Source organism: Mesorhizobium sp. ISC15, assembly GCF_037162615.1.
In the GTDB taxonomy this organism is placed as follows: Bacteria; Pseudomonadota; Alphaproteobacteria; order Rhizobiales; family Rhizobiaceae; genus Mesorhizobium; species Mesorhizobium mediterraneum.
On record NZ_JAVSPX010000001.1, the window covers coordinates 665,735 to 682,985 of the forward strand.

The 17,251-nt window shown below is 62.3% G+C and carries 14 protein-coding genes; 5 read left to right on the plus strand and 9 right to left on the minus strand.

The features are described from left to right. Nucleotides 1–25 precede the first annotated feature (25 nt). From RPG13_RS03375 to RPG13_RS03390, 4 genes are all read right to left on the minus strand, one after another. Complete coding sequence (locus RPG13_RS03375) at nt 26–3,202, minus strand: efflux RND transporter permease subunit (RefSeq protein ID WP_127205828.1); 3,177 nt, start codon at nt 3,200–3,202, stop codon at nt 26–28. A 2-nt stretch (nt 3,203–3,204) separates the two neighbouring features. After that, complete coding sequence (locus RPG13_RS03380; RefSeq protein ID WP_095487673.1) at nt 3,205–4,386, minus strand: efflux RND transporter periplasmic adaptor subunit; 1,182 nt, start codon at nt 4,384–4,386, stop codon at nt 3,205–3,207. 400 nt (nt 4,387–4,786) lie between these two features. After that, nucleotides 4,787–7,060: a xanthine dehydrogenase family protein molybdopterin-binding subunit gene (locus RPG13_RS03385; protein ID WP_337124385.1), complete on the minus strand. Its 2,274-nt coding sequence runs from the start codon at nt 7,058–7,060 to the stop codon at nt 4,787–4,789. Nucleotides 7,061–7,062: 2 nt separating this feature from the next. Beyond that, nucleotides 7,063–7,524, minus strand: a complete 462-nt coding sequence (locus tag RPG13_RS03390) for a (2Fe-2S)-binding protein (protein WP_337124387.1) — start codon at nt 7,522–7,524, stop codon at nt 7,063–7,065. A 117-nt stretch (nt 7,525–7,641) separates the two neighbouring features. Between RPG13_RS03390 and RPG13_RS03395 the strand changes: the two genes are divergently transcribed. After that, nucleotides 7,642–8,241: a TetR/AcrR family transcriptional regulator gene (locus RPG13_RS03395; RefSeq protein WP_126104568.1), complete on the plus strand. Its 600-nt coding sequence runs from the start codon at nt 7,642–7,644 to the stop codon at nt 8,239–8,241. A 14-nt stretch (nt 8,242–8,255) separates the two neighbouring features. On the opposite strand, the gene RPG13_RS03400 is transcribed toward RPG13_RS03395, so the two are convergent. The 3 genes from RPG13_RS03400 to RPG13_RS03410 all read right to left on the minus strand — a co-directional run bounded on the left by RPG13_RS03400 (nt 8,256) and on the right by RPG13_RS03410 (nt 11,003). Then, on the minus strand, nt 8,256–9,386 hold the full coding sequence (locus RPG13_RS03400) for a patatin-like phospholipase family protein (protein WP_127288401.1): 1,131 nt from the start codon (nt 9,384–9,386) through the stop codon (nt 8,256–8,258). Nucleotides 9,387–9,432: 46 nt separating this feature from the next. Then, a complete protein-coding gene (locus RPG13_RS03405) occupies nt 9,433–10,215 on the minus strand; it encodes a 3-hydroxybutyrate dehydrogenase (RefSeq protein WP_337124388.1) in 783 nt (260 codons plus the stop codon). A 203-nt stretch (nt 10,216–10,418) separates the two neighbouring features. Further along, nucleotides 10,419–11,003 (minus strand): TetR/AcrR family transcriptional regulator, encoded by a 585-nt coding sequence (locus RPG13_RS03410; protein ID WP_337124389.1) that lies wholly within the window; start codon nt 11,001–11,003, stop codon nt 10,419–10,421. A 172-nt stretch (nt 11,004–11,175) separates the two neighbouring features. Between RPG13_RS03410 and RPG13_RS03415 the strand changes: the two genes are divergently transcribed. Continuing rightward, nucleotides 11,176–11,619: a hypothetical protein gene (locus tag RPG13_RS03415; protein WP_337124391.1), complete on the plus strand. Its 444-nt coding sequence runs from the start codon at nt 11,176–11,178 to the stop codon at nt 11,617–11,619. 95 nt (nt 11,620–11,714) lie between these two features. Here the strand turns inward: RPG13_RS03415 and phaR are convergent, their stop codons facing one another. After that, nucleotides 11,715–12,326, minus strand: a complete 612-nt coding sequence (phaR, locus tag RPG13_RS03420; protein WP_126104564.1) for a polyhydroxyalkanoate synthesis repressor PhaR — start codon at nt 12,324–12,326, stop codon at nt 11,715–11,717. Between the two features lie 298 nt (nt 12,327–12,624). Between phaR and RPG13_RS03425 the strand changes: the two genes are divergently transcribed. After that, on the plus strand, nt 12,625–13,809 hold the full coding sequence (locus tag RPG13_RS03425; RefSeq protein ID WP_337124393.1) for an acetyl-CoA C-acetyltransferase: 1,185 nt from the start codon (nt 12,625–12,627) through the stop codon (nt 13,807–13,809). Nucleotides 13,810–14,013: 204 nt separating this feature from the next. After that, nucleotides 14,014–14,739, plus strand: a complete 726-nt coding sequence (phbB, locus tag RPG13_RS03430) for an acetoacetyl-CoA reductase (RefSeq protein WP_337124394.1) — start codon at nt 14,014–14,016, stop codon at nt 14,737–14,739. Between the two features lie 62 nt (nt 14,740–14,801). On the opposite strand, the gene RPG13_RS03435 is transcribed toward phbB, so the two are convergent. After that, nucleotides 14,802–16,001 carry an FAD-dependent oxidoreductase gene (locus RPG13_RS03435; protein WP_337124395.1) on the minus strand — a complete coding sequence of 400 codons (1,200 nt, stop codon included), beginning with the start codon at nt 15,999–16,001 and terminating at the stop codon, nt 14,802–14,804. Here RPG13_RS03435 and RPG13_RS03440 point away from each other — a divergent pair. Next, entirely contained in the window at nt 15,960–16,718 is a 759-nt protein-coding gene (locus RPG13_RS03440) for a TetR/AcrR family transcriptional regulator (RefSeq protein WP_337124397.1), read from the plus strand. The genes RPG13_RS03435 and RPG13_RS03440 overlap by 42 nt on opposite strands. Nucleotides 16,719–17,251 lie beyond the last annotated feature (533 nt).

The window sequence follows — 17,251 nt, forward strand, 5'->3', positions numbered from 1 at the left end:
GCGCGGCACTCCAAGCAAAATCGGCCTATTCGGCGGCCTTCGGGAAGGCGATCGCCGGTTCGGCGTCCAGCTCTGGTGTCGACTCCTCCGGCGAGATCGCACCCTTGCCGCGCCCGAACAAGCGGCTGAGCCAGCCGCGCCGTGCGCCGGGCTTGACCTTGGCCCGGGTGAACACCATCAGCATCGACGGCGTCACCACCAGCGTCAGCACGGTGGCGAAGGACAGGCCGAAGACGATCGCCGAGGACAGTGAAATCCACCATTGCGTCGACGGCGCGTTGATCGTCGTCTCGTGATGGAAGATTTCGAGGCCGAGGCCGAAGGCGATCGGCAGCACGCCGAGGATCGCCGACACGGCGGTCAGCACGACGGGGCGCGCGCGTTCGCGGCACGTCTGCAGAACCGCTTCGACCTTATCCCAGCCCTCTTCCCGCAGCCGGTCATAGGTGTCGATCAGCACGATGTTGTTGTTCACCACCACGCCGGCCAGCGCGATGACGCCGATGCCCGACATGACGATGCCGAAGGTCTCCCCTGTTATCAGAAGTCCCAGGAACACGCCGATTGTCGCCATGACCACGCAGGACAGCACCAGCCAGACGCTGGTGAACTTGTTGAACTGCGCCAGAAGCACGATGAAGATCAGGAAGATCGCGGCGCCGAAAGCTTTGCTGAGGAAGGCGCTGGCCTCCGCGCTGTCCTCGTTCGAGCCTGCGAGCTTCCAGCGTATGCCGCTGCCGAGGTCCATGTCGGCGACGGCCTGGGTGACCTGCTGCTGGACAGCAGCGACCTGTTCGCCGGCGGCGACATTGGCCTGGATGACCACCGTGCGCGCGCCGTCGATGCGGTTGAGGATGCCGACGGTCGGCTCCGGCTTGCGCACGACGAAATTCGAGATCGGCACCGAGCCTTGCGAGGTCTGCACCCTGAGATCGTCGAGCGCCGACAGTGTGCGCCGGTCTTCCGGCAGGCGCAGCCTGATGTCGACGGCGTCATCCGCCCCGGCTGGCCGGTATTCACTGAGCTTCAGCCCATTCGTCACCAATTGCACCACCGTTCCGACCGAGGTCGGGCTGATGCCGTATTGTGCCGCCTTGGCGCGATCGACCTCAAGCGCCCAGTCGACGCCGGGCGGCGGCAGGCCGTCGGAAATGTCAATCACACCGGACACCTTGGCAATGCGGGCGGCGACCGCGCGCGCCTTGTCGTCGAGACCTTTCGGATCGACGGCCGAAAGCCTGATCTGGATCGGCTTGCCGGTGGGCGGGCCGGCCTCGGGCACGCGAACCTCGACGTCGACGCCGGGAATGCCGGCCATGACGCCGCGCAGTTCATCCAGGATCGCATTCGCCGATTTGCGCTCGCGCCAGTCGACGAATTCGTATTGGATCACGCCGACCACGTCTTCAGGTATGTCCTGGCCACCGCCTTGCGTCTTGCCGACACGGGTATAGACCGACTTCACGCCTGGCCAGCCGAGAAGCCGGTCCTCGGCGATCTTTGTGGAGGCATCCATTTCGGCGAGCGAAAGGTTGCCGCGGGCGTGCACATAGAGCAGGCCGTAGTCAGGCTCGACATTCGGGAAGAACTCGACGCCTGCGCCGTATTTCGAATAGGCAAAGCCGACACCGAACAAAAGCGCGACGGTGAGCAGAAGCACGGTGACGGGAAAGCGCACCGCCTGCTTGACCACGGCCATGTACCAGCCATCACGGTTGTCGTCCTCGTCATGGGGCGGCGCCTTGGCGAACAAGGCGCCCAGCGTCGGCGCAAAGACCAGCGCATAGAGCATCGAGGCCGAAAGCGTGACAATCAGCGTGATCGGCATGTATTTCATGAAGTCGCCGATGATGCCTGGCCAGAACAGCAGAGGCGAAAAGGCGGCGATGCGCGTCATCGTCGCGGCGATGACCGGACCGGCCATGCGCTTGGCGGCAAGCTCGAAGGCCTCTGCCTTCGGCATGCCTTCGCTCATGCGCCGCTCGGCGAATTCGGTGACGATAATGGCATCGTCGACCAGCATGCCGACCGCCAGGATGAGGCTGAACAGCACGATCATGTTGATCGTGTAGCCCATCATGGCCAACAGCAGGATGCCGATCAGGAAAGACGATGGAATGGCGAGGCCAATCAGCACCGAGGCCCGGCCCGACAGCGCGTAGAGAATGACGATGAACACCAGGATCACGGCGATCACGACGTGGTTCTGCAGATCGCCGAGCAACTGGTTGACGAAGACCGACTTGTCCTGCGTGTAGGTGACATGCATGCCTGCCGGCATGGTCTTTATGAAGGCGTCGGACACCTCCCTGACCTTGGCAATCGTGTCGATCAGGTTGGAGCCGATGCGCTTCTTCACCTCGATGGCGATCGCCGGCTTACCGTCGAGACGGGTCACCGTCTCGGCGTCCTTGAAGGTGGAGCGGACGGTGGCGATATCCTTGGCCTGCACCACGGCATTGGGGCCGGCGACGATCGGAAGCGCCGCCACGTCCTCCGGCGTCTCGATCAGCGAAGGCACCTTGATCGCGTATTTGCCTTCGGACCCTTCGATGTTGCCGGCAGCGACAAGACTGTTGGAATCGCCGACCGCACCGATCAGCTGCTCGAGCTGAAGCCCGTAGGAAGATAGTTTCATCGGATCGATGACGACTTCGACGAGGTCGTCGCGGGCACCTTGCAGCGTGCCTTCCAGCACGCCGGGCACCTCCTCGATGCGGTCGCGCAACTCGCGCGCCGCCGTCGTGAGCACGCGCTCGGGCACCTCGCCCGACAGCGTCACGACCATGACGGGGAACTCGGAGATGTTGACTTCGGTAACCACAGGCTCCTCGGCTGCCTGCGGCAGGTCGGCCTTACCGTCCTGGACCTTGCTGCGTGTGTCCTGCAACGCCGTCGCCAGATCCGTCTGCGGATGGAATTCGACCAGCACATAGCCGCCGCCCTGGAAGGCGGCCGAGCGCATCTCCTTGAGACCCTTGAGGCTCTTCAGCTTGGCTTCCATCGGCCGCAGCAGAAGGCGTTCCGAATCCTCAGGCGAGATGCCCTGATAGATCAGGCTGACATACATCATCGGAATCGGAACGTCGGGTTCCGCTTCCTTCGGCGTCGACTGATATGCGACCGCACCCGCAAGGATGAGGAAGATCAGGACCGAAATGGTCAGCCGGGCATTGTTGATTGCGAGCTTGACGATATCCATGATTATTGCGTCCCGGCCGTCGCTTCGCCCAACAGCTTCTGAATGGTCGCCTGATCGGCCTCGACCGGCTTGATAACTTCGCCTTCCTTCACCAGTTCCTGGCCGGCGACGATGACGCGCGCATCGGCAGGGATGCCACCGAGCACCAGGCCGGTTGGCGTGTCGTCGACGAGGTCGATCGGGAAGAACACGACTTTGTCGTCCTTATCGACGGCGCGAATGCCGAGATCGCCCTTGTCGCCGAGCGTGACCACCGATCGCGGCAGCATGACGGCGTCGGTCGGTTGCGCGCTCAGCGCGATCTCGGCCGTCATCCCGGCTGGGATGGTGCCTTCGGGATTAGGGATTGCGATCTCGACGCGGAAGGTGCGGGTGGCGGAGGAGGCGTCGCGGCTGATGTAGCGCACGGTCCCTTCGACATTCTGGCCGCTGACCAACCGTACATTTGCCTTGTCGCCATTCTTCAGAAAGCCGAGATCGCGTTCGCTGACTTCGCCGCGGGCAATTACCGGATCGAGCTTCAGAATGGTCGCCACCTCACCGCCCTGCATCACGGAACTGCCAAGCTCCACCGGCACCCGGTCGATGACGCCGTCGAACGGCGCCTTCACCTCGTTGCGGTCGAGCTCGGCCTGCGCGGCTTCCAGGTGCGACTGGGCCAGCGTGAGGTTGGAGCGGGCCGTGTCGAGCTGCAGCTTGGGCAGATTGCCGGTTTTCATCAGCCGCAACGCTGCATCGAGTTCGGCCTGACGCTGAACCAAAAGCTGCTTGGCGTTGCTGACCGCCGAAAGCTTTTCCTCGGCTGCCAACATCAGCACGAGGTCGCCGGTCTTGACGCGCTGTCCCTGCTTGACCGGCAGCTTGTCGATGACGCCGGCGACACGCGTCGCCAGGACCGCGCGCTTATCGGCTTCGGTCAGTCCGGAAATCCGGATGGCGCGCGCATAGGTGCGCCGCGGCGGGGTAATGACCGCGACGGTGCGTAAGGCTGCCTTTGGCTGTTCTGCCTCAGTGGGCTTGGGCTTACCCGCGTCAGCCGTGTTTGGCTGCTCGACTTCGCCTGCCTTGGGCTTGTTGTCGGCAGACGCGCTCCCGACGGACGAGAACTCGCCCGTCACCATCCAGGCAGCGAACCCGACAAGCACAACAATGGCTGCAAGCTTGTGAAACCTGTATTTCGGCATCATCGTTTTTCCAGTGCGCGGGAATCGGCCAGGCCGCGTCTTCTAACTCGGCGCGTCGCCGATATGGGTGCGCGCAAGGCCGTGTTCAACTTGCCGTGATCGGCGAACGAGCTTCTACATCAAAGTTGCACCGCAATATAGTCAGAAAAGTTGATGGGTTATTACTTCGCTGGGCAGGACGCGCTCGCCGCCATGAGGCGCGCCGGACCAGCGCGGCCGTTCGTCTGCGACATCGCACTCGGCGCAACGCGGATGCAAGAGTACCGTGTAGACCGCATTCCTTGGGCAAACCCTTGGTTGCGTCGACCATCATCGGTTCTGTGTTCGGCTTTCCGGCGCCGTTGGGAAAGGCGCCATCGAAACAGCGTGGCAGCAGCTGTCAGCATGGTGGAAACCAGTTTCATGCGAAGGTCACCTCCCTCGACATGGGCAGTGTCCGGATGCGCTTGCCGGTCAGTGCGAAGATGGCGTTGGCGAGTGCCGGTGCCGCCGGCGGCGTGCCGACCTCGCCGACGCCGCCCATCTTGTGAAAATTCTCCAGTATTGCGACTTCGAACGCCGGACACTGGGAGATGCGCATGGCATCGTAGTCGTGAAAATTCGACTGTTCGACCATGCCGTCGGCAAAGCTGATTTCCTGAGCCATCGCCGCCGACAGGCCATAGATGGCGGCGGAGATGAGCTGCGCCTCGATGATGCCAGGATCGAGTGCGGTGCCGACATCGGCGGCGATCCACACCTTCTCAATGCGGATTCCGGCCGGCGTGTCGGCGACCTGGACGATCTCGCCCACCCAACTGCCGAAGGACAGCGTGAACGCCATGCCCTTGGCCTTGCCGGCGGGCAGCGCCTCGCCCCATTTTGCCATTTCGGCGACCTTCTCGACCACCTTCACCGCTGTCGGATAGGCAGCCATCAGCTTCTTGCGCAGTTCGACCGGATCGGTTTTCCCGGCGACCGCGATCTCGTCCAGAAATCCTTCATGGAAGAAGCCGTTGATTGAACTGCCGACCGATCGCCAGGAGCCGACAGGGATGGAGACGGGTGCGGCGACGCCAGTCACCCGGTAGTTCGGGATCGTATAGGGCTGGTTATGGGCTCCGTCGACGATCGACTTGTCGGGGCCGAGCGGCGATATCGAGGGAAACAGCCGGCGCAAGGTGCTGGCTATCAGCGATGGCGAGGCGATTGTCATGTCGACGGCGACCGGCATGCCGTCGCCGCCAAGCCGCGCCTGGAATTTGCCGATCGCGGCTGGCCGGTACGCATCGTGGCGCATGTCCTCCTCGCGCGTCCAGATCACCTTGATCGGCCGGCCGGCCGTCTCCTTCGCCATTAGCGCGGCACAGAGCGCATAATCCACCTCGACACGCCGACCGAAGCCGCCGCCCATGAACGTGGTGTGGACGTTGACCTTGTCCTGCTCGATGCCGACAACACTGGCGCAAAGCTGGCGCACCAAGGTCGGCGCCTGGTTGCCGCACCAGATGTCGAGGACGCCGTCCTTCAACCGCGCCGTGGCGTTCATCGGCTCCATCGTCGCATGTGCCAGATAGGGCACCGCGTAGTCGGCCTCGACTATTCTTTCGCGCGGCGCGTCGGCGAAGGCGGTATCGACATCGCCATCGTCGCGCATCACCGAGCCTTTGGTCCCAAGCGCCTGCTTCAGCACGTCGGAAATCGCGGCGCTGTCCAACGGATATTCGGGATCCGCCCATTCAGCGTCGATCGCCTCCGCCGCCTTGAATGCCGCCCAGGTGTTTTCGGCGATAATGCCGAAGCCGTGGCCGTAATTCGTTTCGATCGGCACGATCTTGATCACGCCCGGCATTTTGCCGGCCTTGGAGAGGTCCGCCTTGACCGGCTTGGCCCAGAAGCGCGGGCTCATCTTGACCGTGCCGTACAGCATGTCCGGCAGCGTCACATCGATGCCGAAGATCGGCGCCCCAGTGACCTTAGCCAGCATGTCGATGCGCTTCTGCGGTTTGCCGAGCAGCTTCCAGTCGGCTTTGTCCTTGAGCCGCACTTCCGCGGGCGGCGCCATCGTCGCAGCGGTCGCGGCGACAGAGCCATAGGTCAGCGACTTGCCCGATGCCTTGTGCAGGACCCCGCCATTGGCCGTTTCCAGATCGGCGGCGGCTATGCCGAGCTTTTGCGCGGCCGCTGCAATCAGCATCTGCCGCGCGGCGGCACCTGCCTGCCGCATCTTCAGGAAACCGTCGCGCGTCGAGGCCGAGCCGCCGGTGCCTTGGAGGGCGAGGAATTTTCCGACCACGCCCATGCCGGCGCGCACTACTTCCGCGGTCATGCTTTCGTCGAAGAAGGCGAACGGACCGCCCTCTTCCAGGATCGTCGCATTGTAATAGGCGTAGGAGGCCGGGCCGTGCTCGACCTTGACCTGGTCGAGCCCGACATCAAGCTCTTCGGCAACCATGGCGGCGAGCGTCGTCGAGATGCCTTGTCCCATCTCGGCACGCGGCGCGACGATGGTGATGGTGTTGTCGGCGCCGATCTTCACATAGGGATTGAAGGTCGCTTCATTAGCGGCGAGATCGCCTTCCAGCGGATTCGGATAAGGTTTGCGGTAGTAATAATAACCGACGGCGACGCCGCCTGCGATGGCAGCCGCGCCGATGAGAAACGTGCGGCGGGCGATCTTTCCGACACTGGCCATGGTCAGATCCCCGCCGTCTTGAGGACGACCGCTCGTCTGATCGCCGCGCGGATCTTCGGGTAGGTGCCGCAGCGGCAGAGATTGCCGCCCATAGCATTGTCGATGTCGGCATCGGTCGGGTCGGCAACCTCGTCGAGCAGCGCCACCGCGCTCATGATCTGGCCGGCCTGGCAGTAGCCGCACTGAGCGACCTGCTCTTCCAGCCATGCCTGCTGTACCGGATGCAGTCTGCCTTCGGTGCCGATGCCTTCGATCGTGATGACCGCGCCGATGACCTCACCGACCGGCAAAGAACAGGAGCGCACGGGCTGGCCGTCGACATGCACCGTGCAGGCGCCGCAGGCGGCAATGCCGCAGCCGAACTTCGGCCCGGTCTTGCCCATGAGATCCCGCAGCGCCCACAGCAGCGGCATTTCGGGATCGGCATTGATATCGAATGCCTGCCCGTCGACGGTGAGGCGCATGGGGATACCCTTCGTTGTCGTCCACAGCCCAAGGGAGAAGCGCTCGCTTCGTCCTTCAAACATCTTGACAAATTTCGTTATTTTGTCAACAGAGCTTTTGCAGGATAAAGTTGCACCATGATCGAGATCGAAGACATCGCCGACATAGACCCCAAACGCGCCCGTATCCTCGACGGCGCGATGAAGGTGTTTTTGGCCTATGGTTTCGCCCGCACCACCATGGACGACATTGCGCGTGCCGCCGATATGTCGCGGCCGGCGCTCTATCTCCAGTTCAAGAACAAGACCGACATCTACCGCGCCATCGCCATGATGCTGCTTGGCCGTTCGATCGAGCAGGCGAAAGCGGCGCTTGCCGGCGACAGCGCCTTCGCCGAGCGCATGACGCGGGCCATCGACGAAGCGCTGATCTCGATGATGCGCACCGTCCACGCCTCGCCGCACGGCGCTGAACTCCTCGACATGAAATCGAGCGTGGCCGATCTGGTCGGATGCTGGCGCGGCGGCCTTGTCGAGCATGTCGCAACCGCAATCGAGGACGAGGCCATCGAAAATGGCGTCGATCTCACCGCCAAGGGCCTGTCGGCAAAATTGCTGGCCGACATGCTGCTCGACGGGCTGGAAGGCATGAAGACGCGCATCAGCGATCCTGACGAACAGCGGCAAGCGGCGGCCGCACTGATCAGGGTGATCGATCTAGCCTTGAAAAAAGGCTGACGTCTCCAAATGCCTCAGGCTTGGCGGCGCGCCGCCTCCGGCTTCTTGCGTGCCGCGAGGAACTCCTTGACCCGCCGGCCCGGTGCCGGACCACGCACCGGCTTGAAGCCGTCGTCGAGCTCGCCTGAGAGATCAAGCGTCGGCCGCTTGCCGACGGCGTCGTAATTCTCCTCCAGCCAGTCGCTGGCGGCGGTGCGGCCAAGGTCGCGCAGATAGGTCAGGAACGCCCATTCGGCATTGACCTTGGACGACGCCGACAGGTCCTTGAACGCCTCGTCGGCATCGATCCGGTGCATGCGGATGTCGCGGTATTCGCCATGCGGCAGCCGGCCGGCGGCGATCAGTTCCTTGACGAAGGCGATCGAACGGAATTCACGCAGCAGCCCGGCATTGAAGGTGATCTCGTCGATGCGGTTCTGAATTTCGTTGGCGCTCTTCGGCGTTCCCTCGCGGACCACCGGATTGATCTGCACCAAAAGCACGTCCTCGGTGGCAGCCGTCTTGAAGAACGGAAACAGCGCCGGATTGCCGCCATAGCCGCCGTCCCAGTAGGGCACGCCCTTGATCTCGACGGCGCGGAATAGTTGCGGCAGGCAAGCCGACGCCATCACCGTGTCAAGGTCGATCTCGCCATCGGAGAAGACGCGCAACTGCCCGGTCTCGACATTGGTCGCGGAGATAAACAGCTCCATCGACTTGCAGGCGCGCACATTGCCGAAATCGATCTCCTGCTCGATCACATCGCGCAGCGGGTTGAGGCCGAGCGGATTTGCGACATAGGGCGAGAACACACGCGACATGGTGTCGAAAAAGAGATAGCCGGGCGTATTCTCGATCGACCAATTGCCCCAGGCCACGTCCCACGGCATGCGCTGCACCGGGCTGAACCGCCCCTTCAGCGCCACTGCGCGCCAGAAATCGTCGAGTTTCCGCCGCGCCCCCTCGACCCCGCCGCGGACGAAGCCGTCGGCCAGCGCCACGGCGTTCATGGCGCCGGCGCTGGTGCCCGAAACCGCCGCTATGTCGAGCCGTCCGTCCTCCAGCAGCCGGTCGAGCACGCCCCAGGAAAAGGCGCCGTGCGAGCCGCCGCCCTGCAGCGCGACGTTGATCTTCTTCGGCTCCTCCGCCTTGCCGTTTGTCGTCATGGCGTTGCCCTTGATTTGTCGGTCAGACTTGTTTTGCGCTCCCAATTCACTGGGCGGTCCAGCCGCCGTCGACCGAGATATGCGTGCCGTTGATCTGCGCTGCCGCATCCGAGCACAGGAACACCGCGGCAGCGGCAACCTGCTCGACCGTGACGAATTCCTTGGTCGGCTGCTTTTCGAGCATGACCTCGCGGACCACCGTGTCGCGGTCCATCTTGTTCGCCTTCATCTGGTCGGGGATCTGCGCCTCGACCAGCGGCGTCAGCACATAGCCGGGGCAGATGGCGTTGCAGGTGATCTTGTCGCGCGCCAGTTCCAAAGCGACGGTCTTGGTCAGCCCCATGATCCCGTGCTTGGCCGAGACATAGGCCGACTTGAACGGCGAGGCGACCAGCCCGTGGGCCGAGGCGATGTTGACGATCCTGCCGCCGCCGGCTTCTCTCATCGGCGGGATCGCGGCGGCGATGGTGTGGAAGGCCGACGACAAATTGATGGCGATGATGGCGTCCCACTTCTCGATCGGAAATTCTTCCACCGGCGCGACATGCTGGATGCCGGCATTGTTGACCAATATGTCGACGGAACCGAATGTCTCGGCTGCCTTCGCAACCAGCGCCCGGCATTCGGCCGGCTTCGACATGTCTGCCTTGATGTAGACGGCCTTCACTCCGTGATGTTTGGCGATCGCGTCGGTGATGGCCTGGTCGTCGGCCGTGTCGGAAAAGGAATTGACGACGACATTGCAGCCTTCCGCCGCGAGCGCATGGGCGATGGCCAAGCCGATGCCCGACGTAGACCCGGTGACGATGGCGGTTTTTCTGCTGGGCAAGGCGAAATCCTTCAGTACGGTGCTAACGAAAGCATATTGCAGTGCAGCATATATGTCTCGTGTGGCGCAAGAACAGCGGCACCGATCGGCGACGACATGAAATTTTTGTCATGAAGAGGCCGGCCTCAGTCGAAGTTGTGCGCCTGACAGGCCCTGTGAAAACAGTTTCGTCAGCGATCCCGGGGAGCCTCTTTGGGGTGTTCCTAAGACCGCGTTTTGGAAATGGTCATCTGGCTCATGAAAAGACGCAGGGCCCTCCGCACGGCGAGGGACGGCTGCTCCGACGGATGCCACTCCGGAAAATGGCCATCAATCGCCATGCGCGCCAACCCATACACAAAGGCACGTGCGGCAAGCACCAGATGATCGAAGTCGGTGTCCGGGGAAAGCCGACCCTGTTTTTGCGCCTGGGTCAGCAGGTCGATCATCTTCCGGCGAATGGCTTCATTCTGATCACGAAGATTGTCCGACGCGTCGAAATCAATCAGCGTTCGAGAACTGATGATCTGGAAATGCGTGGGATTGCTGATCGCCCATTCCAGATAGCCTTGTCCGATTGCTTCGAAGGCCGCAATGGGATCTGCACTGTCGGCTTTTGACTGCGCATCGGCAACGGCCTCGGTCAGCCGGCTCATGGCCTGTTCGGCGACTGCGGTCAGCAGTGCTGTTTTCGACCGAAAATGCCGGAATGGAGCGCCGGGCGAAACGCCGGCACGCTTTGCGGCCTCGCGCACAGACACATGCTCTGCGCCGCGCTCTTCGATGATCTCCACGGTTGCAGCGATCAAAGCCTCGACCAGATTGCCATGATGATAGCGCTTGGGGTTGGCGGCTTCGCCGGAATCCGTGGTGCTGGCCATGCCTTTCCAATAGCACAAGGCCAAAATGTAATCACTGATTATTTTCTTGCGCCGGAGCGATTCATATGTAATCGGTGATTACACAACAACGGAGGTTACCATGCATCGCATCATCGCAACGACTGCCCTCGCTTTCTCCTTATTGCTCGGGTCTGCCCAGGCCGAAGATCGGCCTACCCTGGAAATTGTTTGGCCGGCCGCCGGTTCGGTCATCGAGCTCGGCAATGATGCGGAAAAGGCGATAGGCGTCATCGTCAGGAGCAACTTCACGCTGCTCCCTGCGGGTGAATGCGGCGACAACAGCCACTGCGGCCACGTGCATATGAAGATCGATCCCGACGGAGACACCTGCAACATCCCCGGCAGGCCGTACAACAGCATGAACAGCGACTTTGGCGGCGATCTTATCAAGGCTCGTTTCGGCCATTGCCCGGATGCCGACGGCAAGCACGTGATCGGCATCCTGCTTGCCGATGATCATCACAAGCCCATCCTTGTGGACGGCAAACCCGTTACCGCCATGGTGACCGTGACGACGAAATAGCGTGGGCCGGCTGGCATCTCTGCCTCATTCGAGGCGGAGATGTTCTGACAAGGGCTACAGAGGATGGTTTCGGCCGGACCTTGTCCGGCCGGCGTTCACGACATGGTGTCGAGCTTGCGCTGCATGGCGGCGATCTGTTCCTTCAACTCCTGAAGGTCATCGGGTTTTTCCGATGCTTCTTTCCTGGCCGGCTCTGCCGGCGCCGCGGAAGAGCCATTCGAGCCTGCGGGTGGGAAGGGCGTGAACAGGCGCATGGCATTCTGGAACATCTCCATGTTGCGGCGCGTCTGCTCTTCCAGCGCCTTGATCGGCGTGGCGATCTTCATCATGTCCAGCGGCGACTTGCCCAAGGCACCCTTCATCTGCTCGCGGAAGCGTTCTTGCTCCTTTGAGAAGGCGATCATCGATTGCTCGAGGAAGCTCGGCACGATCATCTGCATCTGGTCGCCGTAGAAGGCGATCAACTGGCGCAGAAACGGGATCGGCAGCATATTCTGCCCATCCTTGTTCTCCAGCTCGAAGATGATCTGGGTCAGCACAGGATGGGTGATGTCGTCGCCGGTCTTGGCGTCCTGGACGGTGAACTCCTCGCCCTTCTTGACCATGTCGGCAAGATCCTCGAGCGTCACATAAGTGCTGGTGCCGGTGTTGTAGAGGCGGCGATTGGCATACTTCTTGATGATAATCGGTTCGTCTTTCGCGGCCATCAGTATCCTCCCGGGACACCGGCGCACTTGAGTAAGCAGCCGGTAACGATTGCGCTTTTCAAGGATATGCGCAAAAGCGTCACAATTCCAAGTGGTTTGTGCAGTGCGGGATCGATTAATGCTGCAGGGCGGGCTAAATATGCTGCGCAGCAACGGGCCGGCTGTTTCCATGACGATGCGCAACCTGCTTGCCCCGCATGGCCGGCATCCCCATTTCCGGTTTGACTTGGGTCACGGAAAGGGCAAGAAAAGTCCTTAACCGCACCCCAAATTCGACCCCTGAAGTCTGGAGAAGAACATGTCCGCTTCCAATGCCATTGTCGTCGCCAGTGCGGCGCGCACGCCCGTCGGTTCTTTCAACGGCGCCTTTGCCAACACACCGGCCCATGAACTGGGCGCCGTCGCCGTCAAGGAAGCGCTCGCCCGTGCCGGCGTCGACGGCAAGGAGGTCGATGAGGTCATCCTCGGCCAGATCCTGACTGCGGCTCAGGGCCAGAACCCGGCACGGCAGGCGGCGATGGCGGCCGGCGTGCCGCAGGAAGCGACCGCCTGGGGCCTCAATCAGCTCTGCGGCTCGGGCCTGCGCGCCATCGCGCTTGGCATGCAGCAGATCGCCCAGGGCGATGCAAAAATCATAGTCGCCGGCGGTCAGGAATCGATGTCGATGGCGCCGCATGCGCAGCACCTGCGCAGCGGCGTCAAGATGGGCGACTTCAAGCTGATCGACACCATGATCAAGGACGGCCTGACCGACGCCTTCTACGGCTACCACATGGGCAATACGGCGGAGAACGTTGCCCGGCAGTTCCAGATTACCCGCGACGACCAGGACACCTTCGCCGTCGGCTCGCAGAACAAGGCCGAGGCTGCCCAGAAGGCCGGAAAATTCAAAGACGAGATCGTTGCCTTCACCGTCAAGGGCAAGAAAGGCGACACCATTGTCGACCAGGACGAGTACATCCGCCACGGCGCCACGATCGAGGCCATGACCAAGCTCAAGCCCGCCTTCGACAAGGAAGGCACCGTGACCGCCGCCAATGCTTCCGGCATCAACGATGGCGCCGCTGCCGTGGTGCTGATGACCGAAGCCGAAGCCGCAAAACGCGGCATCACGCCGCTTGTGCGCATCGTTTCCTGGGCGACCGCGGGCGTCGACCCGCAGATCATGGGCACCGGGCCTATCCCCGCCTCGCGCAAGGCGCTGGCCAAGGCCGGCTGGTCGGTCGGCGACCTCGACCTGGTCGAGGCCAACGAGGCCTTCGCCGCGCAGGCCTGCGCCGTCAACAAGGACATGGGCTGGGACCCGTCCATCGTCAACGTCAATGGCGGCGCCATCGCCATCGGCCATCCGGTCGGCGCCTCGGGGGCCCGCATCTTCAACACGCTGGTCTACGAGATGCGCCGCAGAAATGCCAGGAAAGGCCTCGCCACGCTGTGCATCGGCGGCGGCATGGGCGTTGCCATGTGCGTGGAAGCGCTGTGAAGACAGGCTACAGCGCCGCGCGTCCCTTGGGACGCGCACGCTGTAGCACTTTGAGCTTGCGCATAATCCTTTCCGAAAAATCGATTTCGATTTTCGGGGTTCATGCACCAGGCAAGCCGTGAAATAGTCGGTGGCGAACGGGGCTCAATCGCCGTTAGAGCGTTCCCCGCCTGCCACGCACGAATTAAGAAAGGGGAGGACAGCATGACAAAGGTAGCACTCGTCACCGGCGGGTCGCGCGGTATTGGCGCCGCGATTTCAATCGGACTGAAAAACGCCGGCTACAGGGTTGCCGCGAATTACGCCGGCAATGACGAAGCGGCGCAAAAATTCAACGCGATGACCGGCATCCCGGTCTACAAATGGTCGGTCGCCGACTACGATGCCTGCGCCGCCGGCATCAAGCAGATCGAGGCCGATCTCGGCCCGGTTTCCGTTCTGGTCAACAATGCCGGCATCACCCGCGACGCCATGTTCCACAAGATGACGCGCGAGCAGTGGAAAGAGGTCATCGATACCAACCTGTCGGGCGTCTTCAACATGACGCACCCGCTGTGGGGCGGCATGCGCGACCGCAAGTTCGGCCGCGTCATCACCATCTCCTCGATCAACGGCCAGAAGGGCCAGGCCGGCCAGGTCAACTATTCGGCGTCGAAGGCCGGCGACATCGGCTTCACCAAGGCGCTCGCACAGGAAGGGGCGCGGGCCGGCATCACTGTCAATGTCATCTGCCCCGGCTACATCGCCACCGAGATGGTCAGGGCGATGGATGAAAAGGTGCTCAACGAGCGTGTCATTCCGCAGATCCCGGTCGGCCGCCTCGGCGAACCGGAAGAGATCGCACGCTGCGTCGTCTTCCTCGCTTCCGACGATGCCGGCTTCATCACCGGCTCAACCCTAACCGCCAATGGCGGTCAGTACATCGCCTGAGGCGTCAGCCCCTCGCCGATAACTGAGCCGGCCCGGTACGGGCATACACGCCCGTAACGCTGTCAGGCGACAAACTTCAGCCCTGGTTCGGCTGCAGGCTTGGTCTGGGCGATCGGACCTGGCTCGCGCGAAGGTGCGGGCAGGCGGGCAAGCGGCGCCCGGCTGAGGCCTGACAGTTTCAAGGCGATGCGACGCTTCAGGAATGGGTTGAGGTTCAGCACGGAAAGCACGAGATTGCGGACGAACCGCTTCACCGGACTGCGGGTAAGCGCCATCTCGGTCATCGTGCCCGCCAATTCAAGCACCTCTTGGGCCGCAGGACGCCGCAGCGCTTCGTAGAGGTCGAGCTCCGCTTCCGGGCGCACGCCGTTCACCACGTCGCCAAGCAACTGACCAAGCACGACCGCGTCGATGATGCCGGTGTTCATGCCTTGCCCTCCCGCCGGGCTGTGCACGTGCGCGGCATCACCCATGAGGAACAACCGGTCCTTGCGGTACGAGCGGACTAGGCGGTGATGCACGCGAAAACGCGAACTCCACGACAGCTCGAGCACCCGGGTTCTGTTTTTGGTCGGTCCACGGCTGTCGAGCAGCGCCTGGATGTCGGCGACCTCGGGCTTTTCCGGCGCATCATCCATGGTTGCGACGACCCGGTATGATCCGTCCGGAAGCGGTGCCACCACCACCAGCCCGGCTGGTGCAAAGAACAGCGACACTTCGGTCGGCCCAACCGGCCAGTCGAGACGAACATCGGCGAGTACGAACGAAGCGTCATAGGCCGCGCCGTCGAACTCGATGCCGGTCGACTTACGCACCAGGCTGTGCATGCCGTCGGCACCAACGACATAGCGCGCCGATATCAGTTTCTCGCGGCCGTTCTCGACCACCGTCACGCGCGCGCCGTCAACGCCCTGAACGACCGCCTTGGCCTCGACCATGCGGTGAACCACGCCGCCAAGGGCGGCAATCCGTTCGGCGAACACCTGCTCGGTCAGGTTCTGAGGCAGCATCATCAAATAGGGATGCCTCGACGGAAGCTTGCCGAAATCGAGCTTGAGCAGCGCCCGATTGCGGTCGCGAATAGCGAAATTCTGCAGCTTCAGCGCAAGTTCGCTCAGCCGCTGCGTGACGCCGAGAGGCTCCAGCGATTCCAGCGTCTGGACGTGGATGACGCCAGCCCGCGAGGTCTGAAGGCCCTGCGCCAGTCTGTCGATCAGAACATGATCGACACCGGCCTGGTGCAGCACGATGGACAGCGCCATGCCGGTCGGGCCGGCGCCAATGATCAGGACTTCCGTTGTATCGGGCAACATTTCTCTCTCCATTTGTCAACGATCGTTGACTTTCTAGTCGGACCTATTGCATTTGTCAACAGTCGTTGGCATATGAATTTCATGACGGAGAATCAGCCGAAGAAACCCAGCAAGTCAGACCGCACGCGCGCCCAAATCCTTGAGGCCGCAAGGCTTCTATTCGCCGAGCACGGCTATGACGGCGCCTCCATCCGCGACGTCGCCGCACATGCCTCGATCGATCCGGCCATGGTGATCCGCTATTTCCGCAGCAAGGACGAGCTGTTCGCCAGGGCGGCGGTCGTCGATTTGCAATTGCCGTCACTGCGGGTGATCGACCGAACCACCATCGGCGAAACACTGATCAGGCGTTTCCTCGAAATCTGGGAAGGCCCTGCCAGCGGTCCTGGCATGGCAATTCTGCTGCGTTCGGCGACGTCGAACGAATTCGCTGCCGAAAAGTTGCGCGACGTATTTGGCAACCAGGTGAGGCCGGTGGTCGCGGCGGTCGCCGACCCCGCCGACGCCGGCCGACGGGCGGGGCTCGTTTCGAGCCAGTTGCTGGGTTTGGCGATGTGCCGATACCTGCTGCGGCTTCCGCCCGTCGTCGCCCTGTCCCACGACGAAATCATCCAGAACGTCGGCCCCACTTTGCAGCGCTATGCCGTGGGAGAGGACGTGTTTTGAACCTGCCGTTCAGCGTTGGTGGCCGAGTCTGGTCCACGTGCAGCGACTGCTTGTCAACCGATGGACGTGACACCGATTTGTGCCGAAGCGGCACGCAAAGGTTAACGGCGGCCGCGCAGCCTGTGCAAAACCTGTTCACCGCCTGTGGATTCTCGGTGGAAAAGCTGTTCACAACACAACATGTTGGGGTGAACAAAACGAGAAACCTCCGCCAGCGCTGATTCGTCGCCGTTTCGTTCCGGCTTTGACCGGAAGGTTAACGACAAAGGCTGAAAACACTCCTCGAACCGTTAAGGCGCGTTAAGAAAGACCAATAATTTCATAATGTTGGGTGACGCCCGCCGGCCTGCGCCGATCGTCCACCGGCAAATGTTAACGACGACGTCCGCCCTGCATGAATCGGGCCAGTTCGGCGATTCAGCATGTGGTGAGACTCGTTGGCAAAAAAACCAGATGTAGCCGTGAACAAAACCTGAATCAGCAAGAGTCAGCGATTCGTAGCTGATTCGTTCCAGACTCGTTCCAACTGTTAA

Bases quoted from the DNA above. Each gene is read 5' to 3' on its own strand.
- RPG13_RS03375 (WP_127205828.1), bottom strand. From the start codon at position 3,202: ATGGATATCGTCAAGCTCGCAATCAACAATGCCCGGCTGACCATTTCG.
- RPG13_RS03380 (WP_095487673.1), bottom strand. From the start codon at position 4,386: ATGCCGAAATACAGGTTTCACAAGCTTGCAGCCATTGTTGTGCTTGTC.
- RPG13_RS03385 (WP_337124385.1), bottom strand. From the start codon at position 7,060: ATGGCCAGTGTCGGAAAGATCGCCCGCCGCACGTTTCTCATCGGCGCG.
- RPG13_RS03390 (WP_337124387.1), bottom strand. From the start codon at position 7,524: ATGCGCCTCACCGTCGACGGGCAGGCATTCGATATCAATGCCGATCCC.
- RPG13_RS03395 (WP_126104568.1), top strand. From the start codon at position 7,642: ATGATCGAGATCGAAGACATCGCCGACATAGACCCCAAACGCGCCCGT.
- RPG13_RS03400 (WP_127288401.1), bottom strand. From the start codon at position 9,386: ATGACGACAAACGGCAAGGCGGAGGAGCCGAAGAAGATCAACGTCGCG.
- RPG13_RS03415 (WP_337124391.1), top strand. From the start codon at position 11,176: ATGCATCGCATCATCGCAACGACTGCCCTCGCTTTCTCCTTATTGCTC.
- phaR (WP_126104564.1), bottom strand. From the start codon at position 12,326: ATGGCCGCGAAAGACGAACCGATTATCATCAAGAAGTATGCCAATCGC.
- RPG13_RS03425 (WP_337124393.1), top strand. From the start codon at position 12,625: ATGTCCGCTTCCAATGCCATTGTCGTCGCCAGTGCGGCGCGCACGCCC.
- phbB (WP_337124394.1), top strand. From the start codon at position 14,014: ATGACAAAGGTAGCACTCGTCACCGGCGGGTCGCGCGGTATTGGCGCC.
- RPG13_RS03440 (WP_337124397.1), top strand. From the start codon at position 15,960: ATGATCGACACCGGCCTGGTGCAGCACGATGGACAGCGCCATGCCGGT.
- RPG13_RS03435 (WP_337124395.1), bottom strand. From the start codon at position 16,001: ATGGCGCTGTCCATCGTGCTGCACCAGGCCGGTGTCGATCATGTTCTG.